General features: G+C 59.2%; 26 protein-coding genes and 1 tRNA gene. 7 read left to right on the forward strand and 20 right to left on the reverse strand.

Annotated features, from left to right (window positions below; translation table 11 throughout):
* Positions 1-19: 19 nt before the first annotated feature.
* From ACYZTW_RS22485 to ACYZTW_RS22505, 5 genes are all read right to left on the reverse strand, one after another.
* Positions 20-1,039 (reverse strand): LacI family DNA-binding transcriptional regulator, encoded by a 1,020-nt coding sequence (locus ACYZTW_RS22485; protein ID WP_462001860.1) that lies wholly within the window; start codon positions 1,037-1,039, stop codon positions 20-22.
* A 3-nt stretch (positions 1,040-1,042) separates the two neighbouring features.
* Positions 1,043-2,020: an ABC transporter permease gene (locus ACYZTW_RS22490; RefSeq protein WP_008145645.1), complete on the reverse strand. Its 978-nt coding sequence runs from the start codon at positions 2,018-2,020 to the stop codon at positions 1,043-1,045.
* Positions 2,017-3,570, reverse strand: coding sequence for a sugar ABC transporter ATP-binding protein (locus ACYZTW_RS22495; protein WP_462001861.1), 1,554 nt, complete (start codon positions 3,568-3,570; stop codon positions 2,017-2,019). Before ACYZTW_RS22495 ends, ACYZTW_RS22490 begins: the two co-directional genes overlap by 4 nt.
* A gap of 56 nt (positions 3,571-3,626) precedes the next feature.
* Positions 3,627-4,580 carry a substrate-binding domain-containing protein gene (locus ACYZTW_RS22500; RefSeq protein ID WP_462001862.1) on the reverse strand — a complete coding sequence of 318 codons (954 nt, stop codon included), beginning with the start codon at positions 4,578-4,580 and terminating at the stop codon, positions 3,627-3,629.
* 197 nt (positions 4,581-4,777) lie between these two features.
* Entirely contained in the window at positions 4,778-5,239 is a 462-nt protein-coding gene (locus tag ACYZTW_RS22505; RefSeq protein ID WP_462001863.1) for a hypothetical protein, read from the reverse strand.
* Positions 5,240-5,588: 349 nt separating this feature from the next.
* On the opposite strand from ACYZTW_RS22505, the gene ACYZTW_RS22510 reads away from it, so the two are divergent.
* From ACYZTW_RS22510 to ACYZTW_RS22520, 3 genes are all read left to right on the forward strand, one after another.
* Entirely contained in the window at positions 5,589-6,677 is a 1,089-nt protein-coding gene (locus tag ACYZTW_RS22510) for an asparaginase (RefSeq protein WP_462001864.1), read from the forward strand.
* A 169-nt stretch (positions 6,678-6,846) separates the two neighbouring features.
* Entirely contained in the window at positions 6,847-7,137 is a 291-nt protein-coding gene (locus tag ACYZTW_RS22515) for a DUF1654 domain-containing protein (RefSeq protein ID WP_462001865.1), read from the forward strand.
* A gap of 4 nt (positions 7,138-7,141) precedes the next feature.
* The gene (locus ACYZTW_RS22520) at positions 7,142-7,831 is read left to right on the forward strand and encodes an endonuclease (protein ID WP_462001866.1); all 690 of its coding nucleotides are present in this window, start codon (positions 7,142-7,144) and stop codon (positions 7,829-7,831) included.
* 184 nt (positions 7,832-8,015) lie between these two features.
* Here the strand turns inward: ACYZTW_RS22520 and ACYZTW_RS22525 are convergent, their stop codons facing one another.
* Complete coding sequence (locus ACYZTW_RS22525) at positions 8,016-8,393, reverse strand: SPOR domain-containing protein (protein ID WP_462001867.1); 378 nt, start codon at positions 8,391-8,393, stop codon at positions 8,016-8,018.
* 249 nt (positions 8,394-8,642) lie between these two features.
* On the opposite strand from ACYZTW_RS22525, the gene csrA reads away from it, so the two are divergent.
* A complete protein-coding gene (csrA, locus tag ACYZTW_RS22530; protein WP_007938114.1) occupies positions 8,643-8,837 on the forward strand; it encodes a carbon storage regulator CsrA in 195 nt (64 codons plus the stop codon).
* A gap of 223 nt (positions 8,838-9,060) precedes the next feature.
* Here the strand turns inward: csrA and ACYZTW_RS22535 are convergent, their stop codons facing one another.
* From ACYZTW_RS22535 to ACYZTW_RS22545, 3 genes are all read right to left on the reverse strand, one after another.
* Entirely contained in the window at positions 9,061-9,516 is a 456-nt protein-coding gene (locus ACYZTW_RS22535) for a DUF2214 family protein (protein WP_462001868.1), read from the reverse strand.
* A gap of 119 nt (positions 9,517-9,635) precedes the next feature.
* On the reverse strand, positions 9,636-9,830 hold the full coding sequence (locus ACYZTW_RS22540) for a hypothetical protein (protein WP_074875283.1): 195 nt from the start codon (positions 9,828-9,830) through the stop codon (positions 9,636-9,638).
* A 216-nt stretch (positions 9,831-10,046) separates the two neighbouring features.
* The gene (locus ACYZTW_RS22545) at positions 10,047-10,295 is read right to left on the reverse strand and encodes a hypothetical protein (RefSeq protein ID WP_462001869.1); all 249 of its coding nucleotides are present in this window, start codon (positions 10,293-10,295) and stop codon (positions 10,047-10,049) included.
* A 413-nt stretch (positions 10,296-10,708) separates the two neighbouring features.
* On the opposite strand from ACYZTW_RS22545, the gene ACYZTW_RS22550 reads away from it, so the two are divergent.
* Positions 10,709-10,912: a hypothetical protein gene (locus ACYZTW_RS22550; protein ID WP_462001870.1), complete on the forward strand. Its 204-nt coding sequence runs from the start codon at positions 10,709-10,711 to the stop codon at positions 10,910-10,912.
* A 201-nt stretch (positions 10,913-11,113) separates the two neighbouring features.
* Positions 11,114-11,332 carry a tyrosine-type recombinase/integrase gene (locus tag ACYZTW_RS22555; RefSeq protein ID WP_462001871.1) on the forward strand — a complete coding sequence of 73 codons (219 nt, stop codon included), beginning with the start codon at positions 11,114-11,116 and terminating at the stop codon, positions 11,330-11,332.
* Positions 11,333-11,430: 98 nt separating this feature from the next.
* Here ACYZTW_RS22555 and ACYZTW_RS22560 read toward each other — a convergent pair.
* A tRNA-Val gene (locus tag ACYZTW_RS22560) sits at positions 11,431-11,507 on the reverse strand.
* Between the two features lie 183 nt (positions 11,508-11,690).
* Here ACYZTW_RS22560 and ACYZTW_RS22565 point away from each other — a divergent pair.
* Positions 11,691-12,974: an NAD(P)/FAD-dependent oxidoreductase gene (locus tag ACYZTW_RS22565; protein WP_462001872.1), complete on the forward strand. Its 1,284-nt coding sequence runs from the start codon at positions 11,691-11,693 to the stop codon at positions 12,972-12,974.
* Between the two features lie 62 nt (positions 12,975-13,036).
* On the opposite strand, the gene ACYZTW_RS22570 is transcribed toward ACYZTW_RS22565, so the two are convergent.
* From ACYZTW_RS22570 to ACYZTW_RS22615, 10 genes are read right to left on the reverse strand one after another with little or no spacing between them, the layout of a single operon-like run.
* Entirely contained in the window at positions 13,037-13,669 is a 633-nt protein-coding gene (locus ACYZTW_RS22570) for an RraA family protein (protein ID WP_462001873.1), read from the reverse strand.
* On the reverse strand, positions 13,660-14,442 hold the full coding sequence (locus tag ACYZTW_RS22575; RefSeq protein ID WP_462001874.1) for an IucA/IucC family C-terminal-domain containing protein: 783 nt from the start codon (positions 14,440-14,442) through the stop codon (positions 13,660-13,662). Before ACYZTW_RS22575 ends, ACYZTW_RS22570 begins: the two co-directional genes overlap by 10 nt.
* Entirely contained in the window at positions 14,439-15,230 is a 792-nt protein-coding gene (locus ACYZTW_RS22580; protein ID WP_462001875.1) for an ABC transporter ATP-binding protein, read from the reverse strand. The genes ACYZTW_RS22575 and ACYZTW_RS22580 overlap by 4 nt, the downstream gene beginning before the upstream one ends.
* A 12-nt stretch (positions 15,231-15,242) precedes the next feature.
* The gene (locus ACYZTW_RS22585) at positions 15,243-16,274 is read right to left on the reverse strand and encodes a FecCD family ABC transporter permease (protein ID WP_462001876.1); all 1,032 of its coding nucleotides are present in this window, start codon (positions 16,272-16,274) and stop codon (positions 15,243-15,245) included.
* On the reverse strand, positions 16,267-17,256 hold the full coding sequence (locus ACYZTW_RS22590; protein WP_462001877.1) for a FecCD family ABC transporter permease: 990 nt from the start codon (positions 17,254-17,256) through the stop codon (positions 16,267-16,269). The genes ACYZTW_RS22585 and ACYZTW_RS22590 overlap by 8 nt, the downstream gene beginning before the upstream one ends.
* Entirely contained in the window at positions 17,253-18,176 is a 924-nt protein-coding gene (locus ACYZTW_RS22595; RefSeq protein WP_462001878.1) for an ABC transporter substrate-binding protein, read from the reverse strand. The genes ACYZTW_RS22590 and ACYZTW_RS22595 overlap by 4 nt, the downstream gene beginning before the upstream one ends.
* A complete protein-coding gene (locus ACYZTW_RS22600) occupies positions 18,166-20,013 on the reverse strand; it encodes an IucA/IucC family protein (protein WP_462001879.1) in 1,848 nt (615 codons plus the stop codon). The genes ACYZTW_RS22595 and ACYZTW_RS22600 overlap by 11 nt, the downstream gene beginning before the upstream one ends.
* A 4-nt stretch (positions 20,014-20,017) precedes the next feature.
* Positions 20,018-20,791 (reverse strand): HpcH/HpaI aldolase family protein, encoded by a 774-nt coding sequence (locus ACYZTW_RS22605; protein WP_462001880.1) that lies wholly within the window; start codon positions 20,789-20,791, stop codon positions 20,018-20,020.
* Positions 20,785-22,656 carry an IucA/IucC family protein gene (locus ACYZTW_RS22610; RefSeq protein ID WP_462001881.1) on the reverse strand — a complete coding sequence of 624 codons (1,872 nt, stop codon included), beginning with the start codon at positions 22,654-22,656 and terminating at the stop codon, positions 20,785-20,787. The genes ACYZTW_RS22605 and ACYZTW_RS22610 overlap by 7 nt, the downstream gene beginning before the upstream one ends.
* Before the next feature lie 19 nt (positions 22,657-22,675).
* On the reverse strand, positions 22,676-24,103 hold the full coding sequence (locus ACYZTW_RS22615; protein ID WP_462005822.1) for a DHA2 family efflux MFS transporter permease subunit: 1,428 nt from the start codon (positions 24,101-24,103) through the stop codon (positions 22,676-22,678).

Genomic DNA, 24,103 nt, shown 5'->3' on the forward strand with positions numbered 1-24,103 from the left:
GGTTTAGGGGCTTTCTATTTCAACGAAACTGGGCGAACACACCGGCCAGCGGCGCAGTCGACTCCCGCAAAACAATACTGGGCGTCACGATCCGTTGATCGGTGGCCATATCCGGTGTGGCGATTCTTCTTAACAGCACTTCGGCCGCCATCTCACCGAGTTGCAGAATCGACTGCCCCACGGTGGTCAGCGCCGGGTACACATAGCGGCTCATCTGAATATCGTCGAAGCCGATCACCGACAGCTCTGTCGGTACACGAATGTTGCGCTCGGCCGCCGCTCGCAGCACACCGATGCCAATCATGTCGTTACCGGCGAAGATCGCGCTCGGCGGGTTCTTTTCCAGCAGGATCGCGGCGGCGTTGTAACCGCCGGTGCTGGTGAAGTCGCTTTCCAGCATGCGCTCGCGGGACACTTCGACACCCGCCTCTTTCAGGGCGCGGCAATAACCGGCCAGACGCATCTGCGCCACGCTGGTACTCGCCGGGCCGCCAATGGTGGCAATATCCCGGTGCCCCAATTCCAGAAGATGGCGGGTCGCCAGATAGGCGCCGTATTCGTGATCGATTCGCACCAGGTCGGCATTCACACCTTCCAGTCCACGGTCGACGATCACCATCGGCGTACGCACGCCTGCCAGGCCTTCTGCCAGCCCCGCGTCACCACCGGCCGAAGCGACGATCAGCCCGTCGATGCGCTTTTCGAGCAGCACGCGCAGATAGCTGCGCTGCTTGTCCGGGTTGTCGTCGGAGTTGCAGAGGATCACGCAGTAGCCATTACGCTCGCAGTAATCCTCAATGCCTCGCGCCAGTTCGGCAAAGTACGGGTTGAGGCTATTGGGCACCAGCAACCCGATGGTCGCCGTGGTTTTTGCCTTGAGGGACCGGGCCACAGCACTGGGCACATAGTCGAGGGTTCTGATCGCCTCCTCGACTTTGACCCGCACCTCTTCGCTCACCGGCCGAGTCTTGTTCACGACGTGGGAAACCGTGGTGTAGGAAATTCCCGCGAGCGCTGCCACATCCTTGATCGTTGCCATGACTCAGGTCCGCCGGCTTGCGCGCTGACTGCGATAAGTATCAAGCACCACCGCCACCACGATCACCGCGCCGGTGATGATGCGTTTGGTGGGTTCAGTCGCGCCGATCTGCGCCAGACCGGCCGCCAATACAGAAATGATCAGAACCCCAAAGAACGTACTGATGACCGAACCGCGACCGCCCATCAGGCTGGTGCCGCCGATCACAACCGCGGCGATCACTTGCAACTCCAGGCCGGAACCGGCATTCGGATCCGCCGCTTCCAGGCGAGAAATCTGAAACAGCGCTGCGATACCGGCCAGCAGCCCCATCAGACTGAATACCAGGATCTTGTAGGGCTTCGGATTGATCCCTGCCAGACGCACCGCCTCTTCGTTGGTGCCGATGCCGATCAGGTAACGACCAAACACGGTACGCGTCAGCACTGCCTGGGCAATGAAGATGATCAGCAAGGCAATGATGAACGATGGCGAGATGCCGAAGGCGATCGGGTTGGACAGCCAGGCGAAGGCATCACCGATGTAGGCCGTGCGCGATCCGGTCATTTGATAGGCCACACCGCGGGCCATTTCCAGCACGCCGAGGGACACGATGAATGACGGGATCCGCCACGCCACGGTAATCGAACCGGTGATGGTGCCAGCCAGTGCTGCCGCCGCCATGCCGAGCAGCGCCGCAGGCAGCACGCTCCAGCCCCAACCGAGAATGGCCACGCTGACCGTTGACGCCGCGAGCGCGAGCACCGAGCCCACCGATAGGTCGATGCCGCCGATGATCAACACAAACGTCATGCCGACCGCCAGCACCATCAAATCCGGAATCTGGTTGGCCAGGGTGCTGAAGGTGTCATAAGACAGGAAATGGCTGCTCAGAACCGAGAACAGCGCGACCATTGCCAGCAAGGCACCCGCCAGGCCCAGATAGGTGCCGAGGCCGTAAAAGTTGCCACTACGTTTGCCGGCAGTCACTGCAGTATTCATGCGAGATCCCTAGGCGCTGCTTCATTGAGCAACGCATCACGTTTTTGGTAGCCGGCGAACGCGGCGGCAAGCAAATCATCCTGGGTCCAGCTGTCACGCTCAAAGGTGTCGATCAGACGTCCCGCCGAGAGCACGCCGATGCGGTCGCAGATCAACATCAGTTCACGCAGGTCGCTGGACACCACCACGAGCGCTTTGCCTTGACGAGTGAGCTCACCGAGCAAGGCATAGATGTCAAACTTGGCGCCGACGTCGATGCCACGCGTTGGCTCATCGAACAGCAGCACCGAGCAATCACGCTCAAGCCACCGGCCGATCACGACTTTCTGCTGGTTGCCGCCGGACAGTTCCGAAACCAGTTGTGTTGGGCTGGAGCTGCGGATGTGCATGGCGTCGATCTGACGCTGGGCAAAGGCCATCTCGTCACCGTTGTTGACGAAGCCACCGCTGGAAATCACCGGCATATTGCCCAAGGCAATATTCGCGCTGATCGATTGAGTCAGCAGCAGGCCTTCACCCTTGCGGTCTTCGGTGATCAGGGCGATGCCATGACCGACCGCGTCAGCCGGTGACCGGATACTGACGACCTGTGCTGGCGAACCGAGCGCAACAGTGCCGCTGTCTGCTGCATCAGCACCGAAGATCAAGCGCAGCAACTCGGTACGCCCTGCCCCGATCAAACCGGAAATCCCGTAGATCTCGCCGGCGCGCACTTCGAAGGACACGTCGCGAACCTTGTCGGAACGGGTCAGTCCTTTGACCGTCAAGGCCGGAGCGCCAATCTTGCGCGGGCCCATGTCGATGTGTTCGCCGAGTTCACGGCCGACCATCAGCGTCACCAGTTGCTCACTGTTGTAATTGGCCATCGGCTCGACGCAAACCAGGTTGCCGTCGCGCAGTACCGCAATACGCTGCGCGACCCGCGCCAGCTCTTCGAGCCGGTGCGAGATATAGATGATCGACACGCCGCGGGCTTGCAGACGAGTGATCTGCTCGAACAGCATTTCGACTTCACGGCTCGTCAACATCGCGGTCGGTTCGTCGAGGATCAGCACGTGGCAATCGCCGATCAGGTTGCGGGCGATCTCCACCATTTGCTGGTGACCGATACCCAATTCGCCCACCAGCGTATCCGGGTCAATCGCGTCGAGGCCGACTTGGGCCATGGCTTCGATTGCAGCCTTGCGCAATTGCCTGCGACTGATCCAACCGCCCTTGCTGGGCAGGTTGTCGAGAAACAGGTTCTCCGCCACCGACAGGGTCGGCAACAAATTGAGTTCTTGCATCACCATGCGAATGCCGAGGTCTTCGGCCTGGGTGCGGCTTGCGGGGCGGTAATCTTGTCCCTGGAATTGCATGTGGCCGGCGGTCGGTGTGACCAGCCCGCCGATGATCTTCGACAGCGTGCTTTTTCCGGCACCGTTTTCGCCGGTCAACGCCAGCACTTCACCGCGCATCAGCGTCAGGTCGATGCCGGTCAGGACCGGTTGGGCGTAGGTCTTACCGATACCGCTGACCGAGAGGACAGCGTTCGGGGCGGAAACTGACATAAAAACTCTCCATGCGCTCGCCCGGACGGGCGAGCACCATTGTGTCGCCAGAAGGACTACTTGGTGACCAGCTCTACCGGAGTTTCGATCACGCCATTGGCGCCGCTGTCGACTTTCTCACCTTTGATGATCTTCAGCGCAGTCTCGATGCCGAACACGGCTTGCCGGGCTGCAAACTGGTCAGCAGTGGCCAGAACGCGACCGTCTTTAAGCATCGGCTTGATGGCGTTGATGTTGTCGTAACCGACCACTTGCACCTTGCCGGCCTTGCCCGCTGCACGTACCGCGGATACTGCGCCGACGGCCATGCTGTCGTTGCCGGCCAGCAGGGCTTTGACTTGCGGGTATTCGCTGAGGATCGAGGCAGCAACCTTGTTGCCTTTGTCGATTTCCCAGTCACCGGACTGCAAGGAGACGACCTTGACCTGCGCCGCTTCCATCGCATCCTTGAAGCCTGCGGTTCTCTGCTGCGCGTTGGTGGTAGTTGAAACGCCTTCGATAATGCCGACTTCGTCGCCGGCCTTCAGTTGCTTGGCCAGGTACTCGCCCACCAGACGCGCGCCTTTGCGGTTATCCGGGCCTACGAACGGTACGCTGAGGTTTTTGCTTTTGACGACAGCCGGGTCCAGCTGGTTGTCGATGTTGATCACGGTGATACCGGCATCGATGGCTTTCTTGATCACTGGAACCATAGCCTTGGAGTCAGCCGGTGCGATGACCAGCGCATTGACCTTGGCCAGAATCATTTGCTCGACGATGCGGGTCTGGCCAGCCGTGTCGGTTTCGTCTTTGATGCCGTTGGAGATCAGCTCGAAATCGCCGGAGTGGTCTTTCTGATAGGCCTTGGCGCCGTCTTCCATGGTCAGGAAGAATTCGTTGGCCAGGGATTTCATGACCAGGGCGACTTTAGGTTTTTCAGTGTCGGCGAAAGCCGAAGAGAGGGGCAAAGCGGCGGATGCGGCAGCCAGCATAGCGACAGCGAGAAGACGTCCAGCGAATGGCAGCTTCATGGGTTCACTCCGATCTTATGATTATTGTGAGCAACGCTTGCGCTGGCGTAGGCTTCATGGTGCTCACCGATGGATCAACCACCGGGAGCGCCGCGCAAACGTTTGCGTAGACCGAACTATGCGAACCCTGCCGACATTTGTCAACGAGCAGAAACGACCATTTATTTGAACTGGCTGACAAAAGCCGGGCATTCAAGTCATGCCGTGGTGTTGACCACCGTTCCGGTGCTGGAACCCTTGGCCAGCTCCTTGACCAGGGCGGCGGACACTTCCAGCAAGGCGCTACTGGTGTCGGCGATCTGTCCTTGAACTGCCATGACCACAGTGGCCTTGGCTTCGGGCGTCGGATAAGACGCCGCCTGAGCTGCGGCTAATTGTTGCTGTTGCTCGCGCAGTTGCTGTTGTAGCTCTTGCATGCGTTTGAGCAGGACTTTCACCGCCACACTCAGGTTGCTCTCGTCTGGGGTTTCGGTCTGCGCGCCCGCGCTTTTATCCAACCCCAAAGGGCCACTCTTGACTTGGTTGTCGTCGCCTTCTTTCGCGCCCAGCGTCTTATCGGCAGCCTCTGCGGTGGCGTCGTTCAACGCTTGGATCGTAGCGGCGGACTTGCCACCAATGGTGACGCCTGCGGCGTTTGGGATACCAATGGATAACGACATGTGAACTCCTGAGTAGAAAGATCCTTTGAAAGAGCATCGACCGAAGCGCGAGGTTCTTTAGCACTGATTCGCAATCTTGCAAGTCGATTTGCTCTACAGAGGTCGTAGTACTTTTCGGAGAGCCGAACACAAACGCTCAACGCGTTCGGAAACCCGGACAACAGACTGTGTAATCATTCTGGTCACTAAAATAAATACTGATACAAATCATCAAGTTAAAAGTTTTTCTCATTCAAGGTACGACTGGTACAGATCCTGCTCATCTCATTCACCCCAAGCGTTCAGATCCGCTTGGAGCGCATCTAGATGAACCTGCATCAGCACCGTCTCACTACTAGAGAGAAAAATAATGACATCTGCTTTCAAGACTTTCGTTCCGGGCGCCTTGGCCCTCTTGCTGCTTCTGCCCACCGCCCTTCAGGCAAAAGAAGTCGAAACCCAACAGAAACTGGCGAATGTGGTGATCCTGGCCACCGGCGGCACCATTGCCGGCGCGGGCGCCAGCGCCGCTAACAGCGCTACCTATCAAGCGGCAAAAGTCGGCATCGAACAATTGATCGCCGGGGTTCCAGAACTCAGCCAACTGGCTAACGTTCGTGGCGAACAGGTCATGCAGATCGCGTCCGAAAGCATCACCAACGACAACCTGCTGCAACTGGGTCGTCGCGTGGCTGAACTGGCCGACAGCAACGACGTCGACGGCATCGTCATCACCCACGGCACCGACACTCTGGAAGAAACCGCCTACTTCCTGAACCTGGTGGAAAAAACCGACAAGCCAATCATCGTAGTCGGCTCCATGCGCCCAGGCACCGCGATGTCGGCCGATGGCATGCTGAACCTGTACAACGCAGTGGCCGTGGCCAGCAGCAAAGATGCGCGCGGCAAAGGCGTACTGGTGACCATGAACGATGAGATCCAGTCGGGTCGCGATGTCAGCAAAATGATCAACATCAAGACCGAGGCGTTTAAAAGTGCCTGGGGTCCACTCGGCATGGTGGTCGAAGGCAAATCCTACTGGTTCCGTCTACCGGCCAAGCGTCACACCATGGACTCGGAATTCGACATCAAAACCATCAAGAGCCTGCCTGACGTAGAAATCGCCTATTCCTACGGCAATGTCAGCGATACCGCTTACAAAGCGTTGGCTCAGTCCGGCGCCAAAGCCATCATTCACGCCGGTACCGGCAATGGCTCAGTCTCGTCCCGTGTAGTCCCATCACTGCAAGCCCTGCGCAAGGACGGCGTGCAAATCATTCGTTCGTCCCACGTCAACGCCGGCGGTTTCGTACTGCGCAACGCCGAACAACCAGACGACAAGTACGACTGGGTTGTGGCGCATGACCTGAACCCGCAAAAAGCCCGCATCCTGGCCATGGTCGCACTGACCAAGACCAACGACAGCAAAGAGCTGCAACGGATGTTCTGGGAATACTGATTCGCCCTCGCCCGACCGGTTCCGGTCGGGCACCGCACTGACCACTCGCCAGCCCTGGCGGGTGGCTCACACCCCCTTCCGATATTTCGATAAAAATTTTCCCTTCGTCCTACACCAAACGGAAAAATTGCTGTCAGAGGATTTTCTTGAGTTTTAAGCAGTTGCGAAAATGCTTACAGTTAAATACTGTATGCACGTACAGCTTAATAAGGATAATTCCGTGGCCAACACCTCTGCCTCTCCTGACTCCTATGAACGCATGGGCATGCGCGTTCAGAAAATCATCAATTCCCCCACCGCCCAAAAAGCCAAAGCCGCATTGATCTTCCGTCTACCGGACGAACCCGTGGATGAGTGGGAACAATTACTCGAAGAAATCGACGAGAACGACAACGTCACCCTCGCCTATCGCGACGATGGCGGCGTGCAGATTTTTTGGGTTGTGCCGAAGGAAGATTGAGTCAATGAGTGTCCGCTGGTTTGCTTTGCTGTTTTTGTTCATCACCCTCGGCGCCCAGGCTGGCGCCCCACGCACCTTCAACGAAGCCAAGAAAGTCGCCTGGAAGCTCTACGCACCGCAATCCACCGAGTTCTATTGCGGGTGCAAATACACCGGCAACAAGGTCAACCTCGCAGCCTGCGGTTATATACCGCGCAAAAACGCCAAGCGTGCGTCCCGCATCGAGTGGGAGCACATTGTTCCGGCTTGGCAGATTGGCCATCAGCGTCAGTGCTGGCAAGCAGGTGGGCGCAAGAACTGCACGCGCTACGATCCGACCTATCAGAAGGCCGAAGCCGATCTGCATAACCTGGTGCCGAGCATTGGTGAGGTGAATGGCGATCGCAGCAACTTCAGTTTCGGCTGGTTGCCGGTGCAGTCGGGCCAATATGGCTCGTGCCTGACCCAAGTCGACTTCAAGGCGAAGAAGGTCATGCCCCGCCCGTCCATACGCGGCATGATCGCCCGGACGTATTTCTACATGAGCAAACAGTACGGTTTGCGCCTGTCGAAACAGGATCGACAACTGTACGAAGCCTGGAACAAAACCTATCCGGTAGAGGCCTGGGAACGACAGCGTAACCAAAGCGTGGCGTGCGTCATGGGACGCGGCAACGAGTTTGTCGGCCCGGTCGACATGAAAGCCTGCGGTTAAGCGCTCGCTGAAACACAAAGGCCTCGGGTTTGATACCCGAGGCCTTTGTTCGTTTCTAACCGCCCACTTTGTGCTTGAGCGCCTGAGGCGGCTTCCATTCGAAACCACCTGCATCCTGCGCCGGAAAGAACAGCTTCACTCGCTGGTCGGGTGCCCAGGTGGCCCTCTCGGTGACCATGCGCGATTACTGAGCCACCGGACGCTCAATGATCAGCGATTCGATGTTCATCTTTTTCGCCCGGGCCAGTGCTACGTTCAAATCAGCCTGTCGGGCCTCTGCCTCGGCTTTGGTACCGAACGGCCCAAGCAGGATCCGATCCTTGCCGTTCTCCCTGACCACATTGGAAACGAAGCTGTGCTCGATCAGCCAGCCGCTCAAGTCGCTGACGGCCTGGGGTGTTTCGCCGCGCACCTCAAGATCCCATTGCGGCCCCGCTGCCGGAGCAGGAGCCGTAGTCGATGCAGAAACAGCCGCGGATGGCGTCTTTTGAGCACTCGCATCCTTGCCCTCACCACATCCCGCCAACGCCAGTACTGCGATTACCAAGGCCATTTTGCGCACAACGCTTCCCTCATAATGCTTAAAGCGGCGATTTTACCATTCATGAATACTTCCCGAGTCCCGCAAAATGGGCTCAAAACAACGAGAATGATGGTTGCGGCCTCTGTATAGTTACGCCTTGGGAATTAATGCAGCATCTGCGCGTCAGAAAGAGGCACCCAAACTATGAGACTTCGCACTAATCTATAACTACACCGACCTCTGCACTGTCCGAATCAGGTGCCCTACAAAGCAATCAAGGAGAAGACCATGCTGATACTCACCCGCAAAGTCGGTGAAAGCATAAACATCGGTGATGACATCACTATCACCATTCTGGGCGTTAGCGGCCAGCAAGTCAGGATCGGCATCAACGCTCCAAAAGACGTTGCCGTGCATCGCGAAGAGATCTATCAGCGAATTCAGGCCGGTCTGACCGCTCCAGACAAGCCACAAACACCCTGAATCCTGCTGCAGTCAGTAGCCAGCCCGTTCGGTACAGCGCAATGGCTGGCTAAAGATTCAAGCGCCGCATCGCCATCCTTTTACTCGCTCGCCCAGGGTCATGGAGCTTTTCTGTCTTTCTATCATGCCGTCGAGAACGCGAAACCGATACTATCGGCAAGTCTCCTATCATGACTGTCAGACGCTTCCGATTAACCCCTAGGAAGAACCCAATCAATCTCGGCTAACCAAACGTCACACCGCGCGCCATACCAGTGGCAGCCACAACCATCAGCAACACCAACAACGCTTCGATATGACTGATTCGGGCAAACAGCTTTGTCCGACCGGTATCGATAGCCACGCCACGGCTCAGGGCAATCCGCCATTTGATCAGCGTCACCATCGGCGCAACTTCAAGCAACAGGATGAAGACAAACAACGTCATCTTGAGGTGGAACAGTGGCTGGTGAAGATAGTAGTCAGTGCCTTTTTCGAACCCTCCAAAGGCTCGCATCCCACCCGTTACCAAAAGAATGACTGCGCAGATCCCCCATAGATTGTCGGCGACCAAAACGCTACGAACCTCCCCCGCGCCGGTAGCCAGACGACGCAATGCAGTCCCGCGAGTCAGCACAGCCCAAAAGCCCAGCGCAAAGGCCAGGAGATGAATCGCCGCAAGAAACCAGTGAGCCAGCATGGAGATACTCCTGTCAGGATGAAATTTGGATTGGCCTGTCAGTAGTAGCCCATAACGCTAAGGATTGCCCGGTACCGAGATCCAGATGTGAAGAGCCCAGCGCGATGGCTGGGCTCTGGTTATTTTCTGTTTTCCATCATCTTGTCGGCGAGAGCTTTGGCCCTTTCAATCAACAGGTTCTGCCTGTCTTCATGAGTAGCCCCTCCTACAACCGGTGCCGTCAGATTGCTTTCCGCAATCAACGCAGCACAGAAGTATTGATCCCAAACAGCTCTGTCCTCAGATACCTGCTTGTTCATTTGGTCGGCGATCATATGCGGCTCCTTTTGATGAGGTAGCACCGCTATCTTACGCCTGAATCGCAGACAACCCATGCCGCTGAAGACGATGGACAGCGCACGATGATTCCCAGTGCAAACGGAAAGCCCGGCCCTATAGAGGCTTTATATCGTTGGAGCGCTGGAGAGACTGTGCGACACAGGCGTTGATGGGCACGCGCACGAGAAGAAGCTCGAGTATTCGGGAAGACGTCAGTCGTCTCTATCGTCACGGTCATGGTCACGACGGTGATTGCGATCATACCGCTGATCATCGTCACGACGATCATATCCGCGGTCATACCCTCGATCATCGTCATACCCGCGGTCGTATCCACGACGGTAATCATGACCTCGATCACGATCTCGACCGTACCTTTCTCCGTCATCCCAGTGAGGCCCACAGCCTCCCAGCAGGAGAGAGCCTGAAATGGCCATGAACATTATTACTGCACGCTTCATTTGAACGTCCTAAATGCAAAGGTCAGCGATATGACCGTGAGGCCGCTCAATGATTCACAGGTCAGATACAGCAAGCCTGAATCGCACTCTCTGTGCGTGCAGCTCGACGCGTTGCCGATACCCATCACCGAAGCGGATCGTCAACAGCAATGCAAAAACCTAAGCGACAAGCTTTTTTTGAGGTGCGGGAGATTGACGGTACACGCGGTGTTTCTTCATTGTTTAATCCTCACGACCCTTCGAAGGCAATAGCACTAGACCGACGCATGGATTCGATACCCTGCACCCGAGAAGAATGGCGGCCGTGGTTCGCGCTGTAGGCTTAGCGGAACCGATCAAATACATGCTCTGGTGAATGATGTACTCGCGCGAATTCCTGAGAGCCAAACAATGCCCTGCAGACGGGTTACCGAATGCCGAAGAAACAGCAGGAAAATAATACAGCGGCGACCGCAGCTGAAATTGAGCGCTCTATCCAGACGCTGAACAAAATGGCTGAACGCCTCTGGGGCGATGGTCGGGAGACTGAGGCGAAAGCCCTCCTCGATGCCTTGGATGCGTTAAACAGGGCGCTCGATCGGATCAGGATTGGAGAGAGCCGCAGGGTTCTTCATTGAAACGTAGACGCCCCAGCTGAAGGCTGGGTGTAAGTCCAGCCCGACCCAGCGCCGGGCTTTTTTATCTGCCTGTCATTCCTTCGTCATACCTACCAAGCACAATGCGGTCAGCCAAAGGGACTTGGCCCCGTCTATAGAGAGCCCGGCAATATGCCGGGCTTTTTTATGTGCTCTTAGCTAAGCGACAGCCATCCCCCCTATGTGGCACACGCCTACGACCACGTGCCGGCCGGCGAGCGCCCCACTTTTCACGAGATCCGCGCTTTAGGAGCATGGCTGTACGAGCAGCAGAATTTCCCGCAGGTATACATTCAAGCGTTGATGGGTCATGCGGACGAGAAGATGACGAAGCATTATCAGGAGGGGCACGACGAAAAGAAGATCGAGCATCTGCAGGTGGGCGCCGAATTGGCGTTCTGAGGTGGGAGTTTTGCCAAAGTTTTGCAAATCGCAGACAACAAAAAAGGGCCCACCTTTCGGTGAGCCCTTCTAGACCGCCCAGCAGAGCGGATTTTGTTTGGTAGGCGCGATTGGACTCGAACCAACGACCCCCACCATGTCAAGGTGGTGCTCTAACCAACTGAGCTACGTGCCTGCTGTGAGGCGGCATTCTACGGAATTCCGGAGGGGTGTCAACACCTTTTTTCGAGCTAACCCTATGAATATGCAAAATATTTAATTTTGCGGCTGCAAAGAAGATTTTGCGGTGGCTGGCGGTCGATTTTTATCTCGGGTAGGATCGATGCACTCGTAAAATATATTAAACAGAGGCTGCAGGATGGCGAACACTCCCTACCCGGAATCCTATTACGCCGCATCGGCCAATGCAGTTCCGCCGCGCCCGGCTTTGCAGGATGACGTAGAGACTGATGTCTGTGTGATCGGTGCCGGTTACACCGGTCTGTCCTCTGCCCTGTTTCTGTTGGAAAACGGTTTCCGGGTAACGGTTCTTGAGGCCGCGAAGGTAGGTTTTGGTGCATCTGGGCGTAACGGTGGCCAGATCGTTAACAGTTATAGCCGCGACATTGATGTGATCGAGCGCAGTGTCGGGCCCAAGCAGGCTCAGTTGCTGGGGCAGATGGCGTTCGAAGGTGGGCGGATCATTCGTGAGCGGGTCGCCAAATATAATATCCAGTGCGACTTGAAGGACGGTGGCGTATTCGCCGCCATTACCGCCAAGCAGATGGGTCATCTGGAATCCCAGAAGCGCCTGTGGGAGCGGTTCGGTCACACGCAGCTTGAACTGATGGATCAGCGTCGCATCCGTGAAGTGGTCGCTTGCGATCAATACATCGGCGGCATGCTCGACATGAGCGGCGGGCACATTCATCCGCTGAACCTGGTGCTGGGCGAAGCGGCAGCTGTCGAATCGCTGGGCGGCACCATTTATGAGCAATCGCCGGCGGTACGCATCGAGCGCGGCGCGAGTCCGGTGGTGCATACGCCTCTGGGCAAGGTCAGGGCCAAGTTCATCATCGTTGCGGGCAATGCGTATCTCGGTAATCTGGTGCCGGAACTGGCCGCCAAATCGATGCCCTGCGGGACTCAGGTGATCACCACTGAACCCTTGGGCGAAGCATTGGCCAAGAGCCTGTTACCACAGGATTACTGCGTCGAGGACTGCAATTACCTGCTCGACTACTACCGTTTGACTGGCGACAAGCGCCTGGTTTTCGGCGGTGGTGTGGTGTATGGCGCGCGGGATCCGGCGAACATCGAGGCGATTATTCGGCCGAAGATGCTCAAGGCCTTCCCGCAGCTCAAAGACGTGAAGATCGATTACGCCTGGACCGGCAATTTCCTGCTGACCTTGTCGCGCCTTCCTCAGGTCGGACGCCTGGGCGACAACATCTACTATTCCCAGGGTTGCAGCGGCCATGGCGTGACGTACACGCACCTGGCGGGCAAGGTGTTGGCCGAAGCGTTACGTGGCCAAGCCGAGCGCTTCGACGCCTTTGCCGACCTGCCCCACTACCCGTTCCCCGGCGGACAACTGCTGCGTACACCGTTCGCTGCGTTGGGCGCCTGGTATTACGGATTGCGGGACAAATTCGGCTTCTGACCGGTAGACGAAAAAAAAAGGGGCAACTGCACAGTTGCCCCTTTTCATTTTAGCTCGGGAAGTCAGCTCTTCCGCTGATTGAGCCTCTGCAAGAATTCGGCCCTGCGCTGCTGATCCATTTCCTCTTTGGCCAAGAACTCAGGAAGCAGCTCGGCCGCACGCACGGCATCGAGGATGAAGACACCGTCATCATCACCAATGGCCAGGTCCCCTGGCTGCACCTGAGCCCCGCCCACACTGATCGACTGATTGACTTCCCCGCGGGCGCCAATGCCACGGGTCGTGTACGCACTGACGTCCCGGCAAAAGATCGGCAACCCATGGCGACGCAATGCGCTGACATCCGTGACGGCACCTGACACCACCACCCCGGCCAACCCTTTGATCAGCCCGGCCAGGGTGCGCAGTTCGCCCCAGCAACCACACTCCTCGTCGCCCACACATTCGATCACCAGCACGTCGCCCGGCTCACTCAGCAACAGCGCTTCACGCAAAATGCTGCCATCCGGCGGGAAGACTTTGACGGTGACGACAGTGCCGACCATGCGGATGTTGTTGAACAGCGGCTTGATCCCCCGCAGAAAGCCTCGATCGGAAAAATGGCCGAGGGTGGACGACGGGATCGACCGGTAGGCGTTGAGCAACTCCGGGTTGACGAGCTGCTGGCGAGGGTTGATCTGATAACTCATTGGCATTTCCCCGGACGCAGCAGTGGGCAGGTCGAACAATACTCAGCGGGCTCAGTAGCCAGATAGTAGAAGCAACAAGTTCGCCGAAAGCGAATGCTTCGTTGCCCCTCGTCCACCAGTGTCGGCGGTCGGCGGAAATGGCTCAGCGGGTTGTAATCGAGGCCGAAGAGTGAAGGCTCTGCCTGAGTCAGCAACCACCTGAAGTCGGCTTCATAGCGCTCGCGTACCGACGGCTCATCGATTTTTGCCATGCGCTTTTCATACAACGAATACACACGTACAGCGGTGTTTTCCCACAAGATGCGCCGTGAAACGCCACTCACACGGTTGAAGGTTTGCCACAGCGGCTTCAACAGCCCGGCAAACAGTGCTTGCACCAGGGTTTCCCGCCAGGCCTCGCGCTCACCTGCCCCATACGTCAGCGGCAGGGAGTGAGCCAGCGGCATCGAAGACGTCCACAGCCCGTCATCATGGCCGTACTCGATCACCGTGTTGTCCAGAGACAGCAGCAGGCCTTTGTCGTACACCGACATGGCGTACAAACAGGCGCCGGTGGCCAGGAACGACAGGCGCTTGCCCAGCAGTGAGGCGGTGATCGCCCGCGACGGTGAGCCAATGACCGGGGTCAATGCGTCCAGCAAACGCTCGCACACATCTTCCTGCAACAGGTCACGCGCCATCAGCGAGCGTAATGGGTCGCGCTCGGCGCTGTCCTTCAACCGCAACCCACCGCCCAGCACGTTCCACTCTTGCGCGGTGAAGTGGTGAGCCAGACTCATTGCGGCAATTCCCGGCCAAACGGGATGCACATCGGCGTACCAAAGAACGGATCAGGAATAATCCTGCAGTTGAGGTCGAACACGGTTTTGACCAGCGCCTGAGTCAAGACGTCCTCAGGCCGGCCCTGCGCAAATGCCGTACGGTCATGCACCGCAACCATATGATCGGCATAACGACAGGCCAGGTTGAGATCGTGAAGCACCATGATGATGGTTTTGCTCTCGAGCCGGTTGAGGTCACGCAGCAGGTCCAGCACTTCAATCTGGTGAGCCAGGTCGAGGAAGGTCGTTGGCTCGTCCAGCAGCACAGTGCCGGTGTCCTGGGCCAGGGTCATGGCGATCCACGCACGCTGGCGCTGCCCGCCGGACAAGGCATCCACCGGCCGATCCGCCAGCGCCTGCAGACTGGTCTGCGTCAGCGCGCGATTGACCATGGTTTCATCCTCGGCCGACCATTGCTGCATCCAGCTCTGATACGGGTATCGGCCCAGGGCCACGAGCTGGCGAACGGTAATGCCCTCCGGCGCCGTCGGCGTCTGGGGCAGGATGGCCAACTCGCGCGCCACCGCTGCTGTGGATTTTTGCTGGATATCCACACCGTTGAGAATCACCGAGCCTTGCTGCGGTTTCAGCAACCGGGCAAAGGATTTGAGCAAGGTGCTTTTGCCGCAGCCGTTACTGCCGATCAGCACCGAAATCTTGCCCTTGGGCAGTTGCATGTCCAGCGCATCAATAATCACCTGGCGCTGATAACTCAGGGTCAGGCCGCGACTTGCAATCGACGTCATACGTTGAATTCCTTAATGACGCTGTTTAATCAATAAATAGAGAAAAAAGGGCGTGCCCAGCACGGCGACAAAAATGCCGGCGGGCAAATCCAGCGGCAAAAACAGCGTGCGCCCGGCCAGGTCGGCCAGCACCACAAGGTTCGCCCCGACCAGCGCGGCCATTACCGCCTGACCACCAAAACCAGGAGCCACCAGACGCTTGGCAATGTGCGGCGCAATCAGCCCGACAAACGCTATCGCCCCACCCCAGGCAATGGCCGCACCGGCCAACGCCACACTGACCAGCAACAAACCGGCCCGCAGCCATTGCACGCGCACGCCGATGCCCTGGGCCAGGTTGTCATCCAACTGTTGCACCATCACCTGACGGGCCAGCAGCACCAGCAGCGGACAAATGCCCAACAACCAGCCCGCCAGCGCCAGCGGTTCGGGCCAACTGGCGCCGTACACGCTGCCGGTCAGCCAGACATAGGCCGACAGAGTGGTGGTCAGCGGACTGAAAACCAGAATGAAGGTGGTCGTGGCCGTCAACATCGCCGAGACGCCCACGCCGATCAGCACCAGCCGCAGCGGTGAGGTCCCCTGCTTCCAGGCCAGCAGATAAATAGCCAATGTTGCCAAAGCCGCACCGAGCATTGCGGCCAGGGGCAGAAACTGTTGGCCCAGCGTCGCGGACAAGAACGACAGGTAAAGCACGGCGGCGGCACTGGCACCGCTGGTGATGCCGAGCAGGTCCGGCGATGCCAGCGGGTTGCGGATGATGCTTTGCAGGATCAGCCCGGATACCGACAACGCAGCGCCCACCAGTGCCGCCAGCACAATGCGTGGAAAACGCAGTTGCTCGACGATTAATGTCAGGCTGGCGTCCTGGCTGGAAAACAGGATTCGCATCACCTCGAGGGGCGAGAGAATGACTTTCCCCAGCGATAACGAGCCGAGCATCACCAGCACCGTCAGCACCAGGGCCGCCGCCAACCGCAACCACGTGGAAAGGTTGACCCGCCGGGAATACCCGCCCCGGCGCCAGGTCACCACCCTATCCATAACGACCTCCACGCCGGGCCAGCAGGATGAAAAACGGCGCGCCGAACAGCGCCGTCATCACCCCCACCGGCACCTCCTGAGGCAAGATCAATACCCGCGACAGCGTATCCGCCAACAGCAGGAGAATCGCGCCGAGCAGCGCACAACCGGGCAGCAACCAGCGATGGTCGATGGACAACCCTTTGCGCACCATGTGTGGCACCAGTAAGCCGATAAATCCAATGCTGCCGGCCAACGCCACCGCGCTGCCCGCGAGACAGATCACCAGCACGCTCATCAGCAGCCGGATCAGGCCGGTCCGCTGCCCCAGCCCCGTAGCAATCTCTTCCCCGGCGTTCAGCACGTTGACCTGCCCGGCCAGCAACAGCGCCCCCGACAACCCGAGCACGCCACACAGCAACAAGGGTGCAGCGGTCGACAGGTTGCGTTCGGTCAACGAACCGGCCATCCAGAACAGCACCGTGTCCAGGCCATCCTGATTCACCACCAGCAGCGCCTGGCTGAAGGCGGAGAACAACGCGGCGATCGCCGCCCCCGCCAGCACAATGCGCAGCGGACTGAGACTGCCTTGCCCCATGTTGCCGATCAGCCACACCAGACAACCCGCTACGGCAGCGCCAATGAACGCCGACCATAGCCAGGCATCCGGGGATGACAGCGAAAAGATCGAGGAAAACAGGATGATAAAAAAGGTCGCACCGGCATTGATCCCGAACAACCCAGGTGATGCCAATGGATTGCGCGTCAGTGCCTGCATCAGGGCACCCGCGACCGCCAGGCTGGCGCCTACGGAAATCGCCATCAGGGTGCGCGACAGACGCGTGGTGGTCACCAGCACATGACTGACACTCAGCGGGTCGGGATGGACAAACGCCGCGGCAATCTGTGGCACTGGAATCCAGGTGGCACCGACCGCCAGGCTCAACACGCAGCACAGCAGCAACACGGCACCCGCGCTGCACAGCTTTGCTCCCGGGCTCATGAGGCCACCTGCGCGGCGGCCACGCGGGCAACGTCGTCGAGCATCAGGTTCGCTCCCAACATGCCGCCCGACAGACTCCAGGCGACGCCATCGACCTGCCACACCTGTCCTTGCTGCGGCGCACGCATCTGCTTCCACAACGGGTGTTGCACCAGACTCTCGTAGTTGCGCTGCACCGCCGCGTTCTGCGCGCGCAGGAAGACAAAAAAGATGTCGGCATTCACCACGGCAAGGCTTTCCTTGCTGGTGAGTTTGATCGATACCCCGCTCGCCTCCCGGCTGCTGTCACTCCAGTTGAATCCCAGTTCGCTGAGCACGGAGCCCGGGAAACTGGCCGGCAGGTAACTGCGGATGTGGTCTTCGCGGATATCCAGAATCGACACCGTGGGTGGCCAGCGTCCGGCAAATGTCTGCTGCAGTTGCTCGCACAGCTGTGCCACGCGCTGCTGCCATCGGCTCAGAATCTCGTCGGCCCTCTGTTGCTGGTGTAATGCCGCACCCATCAGCGCCAGGGTCTTTTTGAATTCAAACACTTCCTCCAGCATCAGCACCGGGGCGATCTGCCTGAGCAAGGGTGCAATGCGTTCATGGCGAAAGCGCGAGGCAACGATCAAGTCCGGCTTGAGCAGCGCGATGTCTTCAAGGCTGGGTTGGGTCTCCAGCCCGACATGGGGCACACCGCCCAGTGCTTCGCGCAAATAGCGATAGGTCGGTTTTTCGCTCCAGGAATCAACCACGCCACACGGGGTCACGCCCAACACCACGGCGCAGTCGGTGGCGCCCTGAAACAGGGTGATCACCCGCAACGGCGCGGCGCCGGCCGCGGCCCACGCCGGCGCGGACAACCTGAGGGCGAGCGCCCCCAGAGACAGGCGCAACAGCGTGCGCCTGGAGGGATGACATCGCGGCTCAGGCTTCACGATCGAGCCTGTGAAACGGATTGACCACCTGCCCTTTGCCAAATGGCATGCTGCCAGGGCCACCCGCGCGCTCGATCATCGGAGTGAGCAGCAGTTTCTGCGGCCAGTGCGGCGACTCGAACAGCTGGTGCTTGATCATGACCCGCGCCTCGGCATCAAACTCGATGGTGTCGATCAACTCGTTGAGCACTTCGCCCATCGCCGTCCACAACCCGGTCGCCGGCAATGCGTAGACCTCAGCCAGCGTATCGATGATGGCGCGGAAGTTGACCTGAATGCCCAGGGTCTGCAACCAGAACAGCAGGTCTTCAGGGCGCTCGTGGTACAGCGTGTTGGCGTGCCCCTTCTTCAACCGGTAAGCCGGGTCGGCCAGGCCGTTGCGTTCCAGCCACGGCACGAAGATGCGCAATGAATCATGATCACGCAACAGCAGGCCTTGGGCGTAACCGGCCTTCCACACCAGCACCGCGTTCTGCCCGTGAATTTCCCCCAGCATGCCGATGCGGAACATCCGCAGGTTGATCTCGAAAAAGCTGTGGCACAACTCGCGGAACAGCGTCATCACCGACGCGGCGTTGGCCGGCAGTTGGCGGTAGCCCATCCAGTCATCGAAAAAGTGCTGATTGCTACCCGGCAGCGGTGTGCCCAATGCCGCCATGGGCACCAGTCGACAGTCTGGATCTTCCAGCAGCGCGGGCGGATAGCCGCGAACCATGGCCGACAGGTGACGCGGCGCTTCGTCGAACAGCGTCGCGTCCGGCGGCATGAACGCCCACCACTTGGTTTCATCGCACAGGTGCAGGGACTGTTGCAGGGTTTGATCCTTGCTCAGTGCCTGGCGCAGCAGCGCCTCACTCAGGCCGCCATTGATCATCTTCACCGCGGGCAGGTAACGCGAGGCACCCAGGGAATAAATCGCCATCGGCAACTTGAGGTAATCGGCACTGTTAAAGCACGGCGTCATCGAGCGCAACGACGAGGTGGCGAAGAAATCACCGTCGGTGAAGTCCAGTCGATGGCAGTCACCCTTGGCGAACGCGTCGCCGAGTTGCGCCTCCAGCACGTGTTCGAACTGCCACGGGTGCACCGGCAGCGCGATGTGGCTCTGGGCAATGCCCCGTTGCTGCAGCTCTTGTTGCAAGTTGGCCTGCAACAGCGGCGGCAACAGGTAGTGGGCGGGATAACTCTGCGCCAGGTCCGTAACGCCGTCGCCGCACTGCAGCAACGTGCGGTCGACCGCGACCCAATTGAGCGCCACCGGACGGGCAAATTCCGCCTGATACTGCTGATATTCGGTTTCGCTCAAACCCTGCTTGGCTTTGGCCAGCGGGTGGTAGGGACGATCACGCAGCGAAGCCCACTGTTCCATGGTCAGGAAGAAGTCTGCGTTGTCTTTTTCCAGCAAGCGTTCGCTGTCGACCCGATGGGCCAGGGACAACTCGGTTTGCCGGACGCTGGTGCGCAGCACATCCATAAACAGGGCGAAGCCTTTTTCATTGTCCGGGTAGCGATCGGTCATCCCTGCCAACACCTGGGTCGTGAAGGCCTCGGGGGACAGCACGGTCAGCTGGTCATTCTGTCGCGCCCATACCGGTGTGCCCGGTACTTTCTCCCATTGCTGGGTAATACCGGGACGCAGGGCAATGACGATGCAATGCTGGGGATCGTTGGGCCATTCCCAAATCCGCTGCCCGGCGCTCAAGCTCGTAAACGGCTGATCAGCCGATGACGAGGGCGTCACCAGATTCAGCGGCTCGGTACCGAAAAAATGTTCGGCCAGCAAACAATCGACCAGATCCTGCATCACCTTGTCGGCGGCCATTGCGGTGAAGTTCATCCGATTATTTTCCTTCTTCTGAAGTGGCGGCCAATCTGGCCTGGAGGGCACGAAAAGCGATGCCACGCTCGTCACCCAAAACAAAACTTTTAACGCCCCGAGCCAACCACCGTTCATGGTCGCCCGGCTGGCGTGGAATCGCGCAGTACGGCACGCCCGCGGCACTCGCCGCTTGCCAACTGGCGAGCAGCGCTTGCTGCACCTCGGGCCGGTCGATCTGCCAGGGCATGCCCATCGATTGCGACAAGTCGGCAGCCCCTTCCAGAATCATGTCCAGGCCAGGCACCGCGGCAATCTCTGCCGCCCGCCTCACACCTTCGGCACTCTCGATCATCGCCACGACCATGATTTGCTCGTTGGCCAGCGCGACGTACTCCGCCAGGCTGTGTTTGCCAAACGCACCGGGGCGACCGGCATTCAGGCTGCGGGTGCCCTGCGGGTGGTATTTGCAGGCTCGAATGCTCTCGGCCAAGGGTTCGGGGCCTTCGATCATCGGCAAGACAATGCCCTGGGCGCCGCCATCGAGCAGGCGCAGCAGGGTTTTCGGGTTGAGGTCCGCCACCCGCACCAGCGGGGTCAGCGCGTAGCTCTCGGCGGTGCGGATCATGTTCTCCACGGTCTCGGGGTTGATCAGCACGTGTTCCATATCGATGATCACAAAATCGAAACCGGCCTCGGCAATCAGTTCGACGGCCGCTGGCGACGGAATCGAGCTGATCAGGCCGTAGACCGGCTCACCTGTTCTGAGCTTCTGCTTGAGCAGATTGGTCCTCAGCATGATTGCGGCCGGAAGGCGTGCAGCGGATTCGGCACCGATTTGAATCGACGTTCGCCGTCGCCCAGCAGACGGCGCTTGGTCAGCTCCTCCACTTCATAGAAAGGCGCGAAGACATCAAACGCTGCATAACGTGGGCGGTGTTGCGGATGGTCGGCCTGGTAAGCGGTGATGACCTCGGCAGTCATCTGCCAGAAACCGGCGTCCTCCAGTTGGTAGTGCTGATGCAGGAAGATAGCCATCTCGGCCAGAGCGATGAAAAAGAACGAATCACAGGAAAAATCCCGGACCGCATCCAGGTCGTCGGTGAGGATGAATGAGTTGCGGTTGAGCTTGGCGTGGCTGGCGGGCAGCGGCACCAGGGTCGGGCACAGTTCGGGGCGCCCCAGGTGCTGCGGCGAATAGCGCACGCCGTCATGGAAGTCTTTCAGGGCAATACGTTGCGGCCAACCCTGCTTCACGATCAGGACGATGTTCTGACCATGAGACTCCATGCCGATGCCTTCGGCGTACAGCATGTGAATGATCGGCGACACCGCGACCTGCAACAGTTGACGGGTCCAGGCGTGCAATCCGTGCTGAGCAATCCACGCATCGATGAACGGGGTCTGCTCACCCGATCCGTAGCGATTATCCACGGAACTCAAACCATTGAACGGCACCGCCTGTTCGTCGTCTTGCAGGTACTGGTGAATGCTCTCGCGCCACAAGGTGCCCATCGTGCCGTAGGCCTGGGACATCCGCGTGGCGGGCAGGTGATCGTAGTCAAAACTGACGCCGACCACTTCGCCGAGAATCACAAAGCCAAGGTCACGGGCAGTGCTGTCGCTGCCGATCAGCTGCTGTAACCAGTCGGTGATGATCGGGCCGTTCATCACCGTATGCCGGGCCAGAATTCGGGTGCTGGAGGTATTGGTCATGCTCAGCGCGAGCTTGACGTAAGGCCGCTTTTTCTCAGTGACGTTGGCCAGGGTGCGGATCGACTGCTGCGCCTGATAGCGATCATCCGTGGTGCCCAGATAGATCACTTCACCGCTGACCAGTTCTGGGTAGAACACGGGAACGATGACGTTTTCCCACTGCCATGGGTGCACCGGCATCAGCCAGTAATCGCCCATCGCCTTGCCTTGGTCGGTGAGGCTCTCAGCCAGTTGCTGCCAGCGTTGAAGTCCGAATTCCTGCTGGATAAATCCGTCGTAATCCAGGTGCTGCGAGTTGTTCATCGCCCCGCAGGATTTGGCCACGGCCAGCCAGACAATGGCGATGGGCGCGGCAAATTCCGGCCCGTAACGGGCGTTGTCCTTGAGCGAGAAACCGATACGCGATTTGTAGCAAGGGTGATAGCTGTGGGCGTCCATGAAGTGCTGTTCCAGCGCATCGACATCCAGCTGATACGGCGGTTTGACCGCTTGATAGCCCTGACTGCGCGATTGCAGATCCTTGAGCATCGTTTGTTCAAGCTCATGGGTGAAGCGTGGCAGGTGCGGGCTGTCCTGAAGTTCGTTCAGCAGCTCTGCCAATGCTTGATGAAGGTGCGGCCGGCTGCGTGCGCCCAACGCATCTACGCGTTCGAGACTGGCATAGTCGAGGCGGATCAGCTCGAAGCTGGCGCTGAGCAATCCGCTGCAGTGGTACTCCACCGGTTGTTGCTGCGCATCGAAGCCGCTGACAACAAAACGGTACTGGCCGTCATCGAGGGGCGAATGGCGATACGGCAGGACGTTTTCATACAGCAGCGTTTGCAGCAGTTGGCCCACCACGCGCTGCTCCACTTGCTGATAGTGGCGGGGATCGGCCGTCGTCAGCCAGACGCCTGGCGCTGAATCCGCAGCCTGATGTGTTGCCTGTGAAGAAGTCGCCATAGTCATAACCTTGTCGGTGAAAGAATTAACGGTGTTCGAGGGCTGAGGGCAATGCCTCGGCCGGCTCGTCGGATGCGGGAACTGGAAAACGCCAGGCACAGGGCAATGCCAGCAGGATGAGGATGCCGGTGGCCATGAAGACCTCGCTGATCGCCCCCGGGGTCGCCACCGAAACAACCCCGCCGCCCGTCTCGGCGGCCAGGCGAAACTCCAGCCAGAGCGAGGCAATCACGATGGCCAGTGACGAGACGAGACGACGGGAAATGTTGTTCATCGCCGCGCCCTGGGTGACCATCGGTTCAGGCAGTGCATCGAGCCCGGCGGTGGTGATGGGGATATAGGACAGGCCCAGCCCGGCACCGCGGACCATCATCAGAAAAAACACCACACCGATTGAAGCGCCAGCCCCCAGCAGGCCCAATCCCAACGTGGCGCCCCCGGTCAGCAGCAACCCCCAGAGCACTACGCCGCGCGGGCCGTGCCGGTCCAGCCACTTGCCGCCGAGATGCCCGAACAGGCTGGCGAACATTGCCGTGCACAGCAGCGACAGACCGGTCCAGATAGCGCTGTAGCCCATCACCACTTGCACCAGCAGCGGCAGCAGCACCAGGCATTCGAACATGCCGACCGACTGCACCACGGCGATGATCACGCTCAAGCGATAACCACGCAGGGCAAAGATGCGCAGGTTGAGCAACGGCGCGGCCCGGTTCAGTTCCAATCGTACAAACGCGACCAGGCACAGGATGGCCGCCAGCAACAGACCGAGGTTGAAAGGGTCGGTCAGGGCCTGGGCATGACGCAGACGGCCAACGGCGATCATCAGCAGGCCGATGCCCGTCGCAATCAGCAGGTAACCCGCCAGGTCGAAAGGTTTACGCTCTGACGCTTCAGAGGCCGGAAGCACACCGACACCCAGGATCAGCGCCAGCAGGCCAATCGGCACATTCATCAGGAACAGCGAGCGCCAACTGAACCACTCCAGCATCAGGCTCCCGCACAAGGGCCCCAATGCCGGCGCCAGCATGACCGCCGCGCCCCACAGGCCGGTGACCCTGCCCCGCTCGCCCTTGGCGTACACCGAAAAAATGATCGCCAGCGATAGCGGAATCATCAGCCCGCTGGCGATGCCTTGCACCACGCGCGCGGCAATCACCAGCGCGATGGAGTTGGCCAACGCCCCGAGCAACGAACCGCAGACAAACAACGCCACGCCCCACAAATAGAGGGATTTGCGCCCCACCCGCTGGCTGAGAAAACTGGTGAGGGGCATGGTCATGCCCATGCTCACCATGAACGCCGCCACAATCCAGGTGGCCAACAGCGGACCGATCTGAAAGGCCTCCATTAACGCCGGCAACGCCGGGTTGAGGGAGCTGTTGTTCAGGCTGACCGTCAGCGTGCCCAACAGCACGTTAACCACCACCAGCCAGCGCGGCACGGCAAACGTCAA

The sequence above is a fragment of the Pseudomonas sp. LB3P25 genome (genome assembly GCF_054897985.1).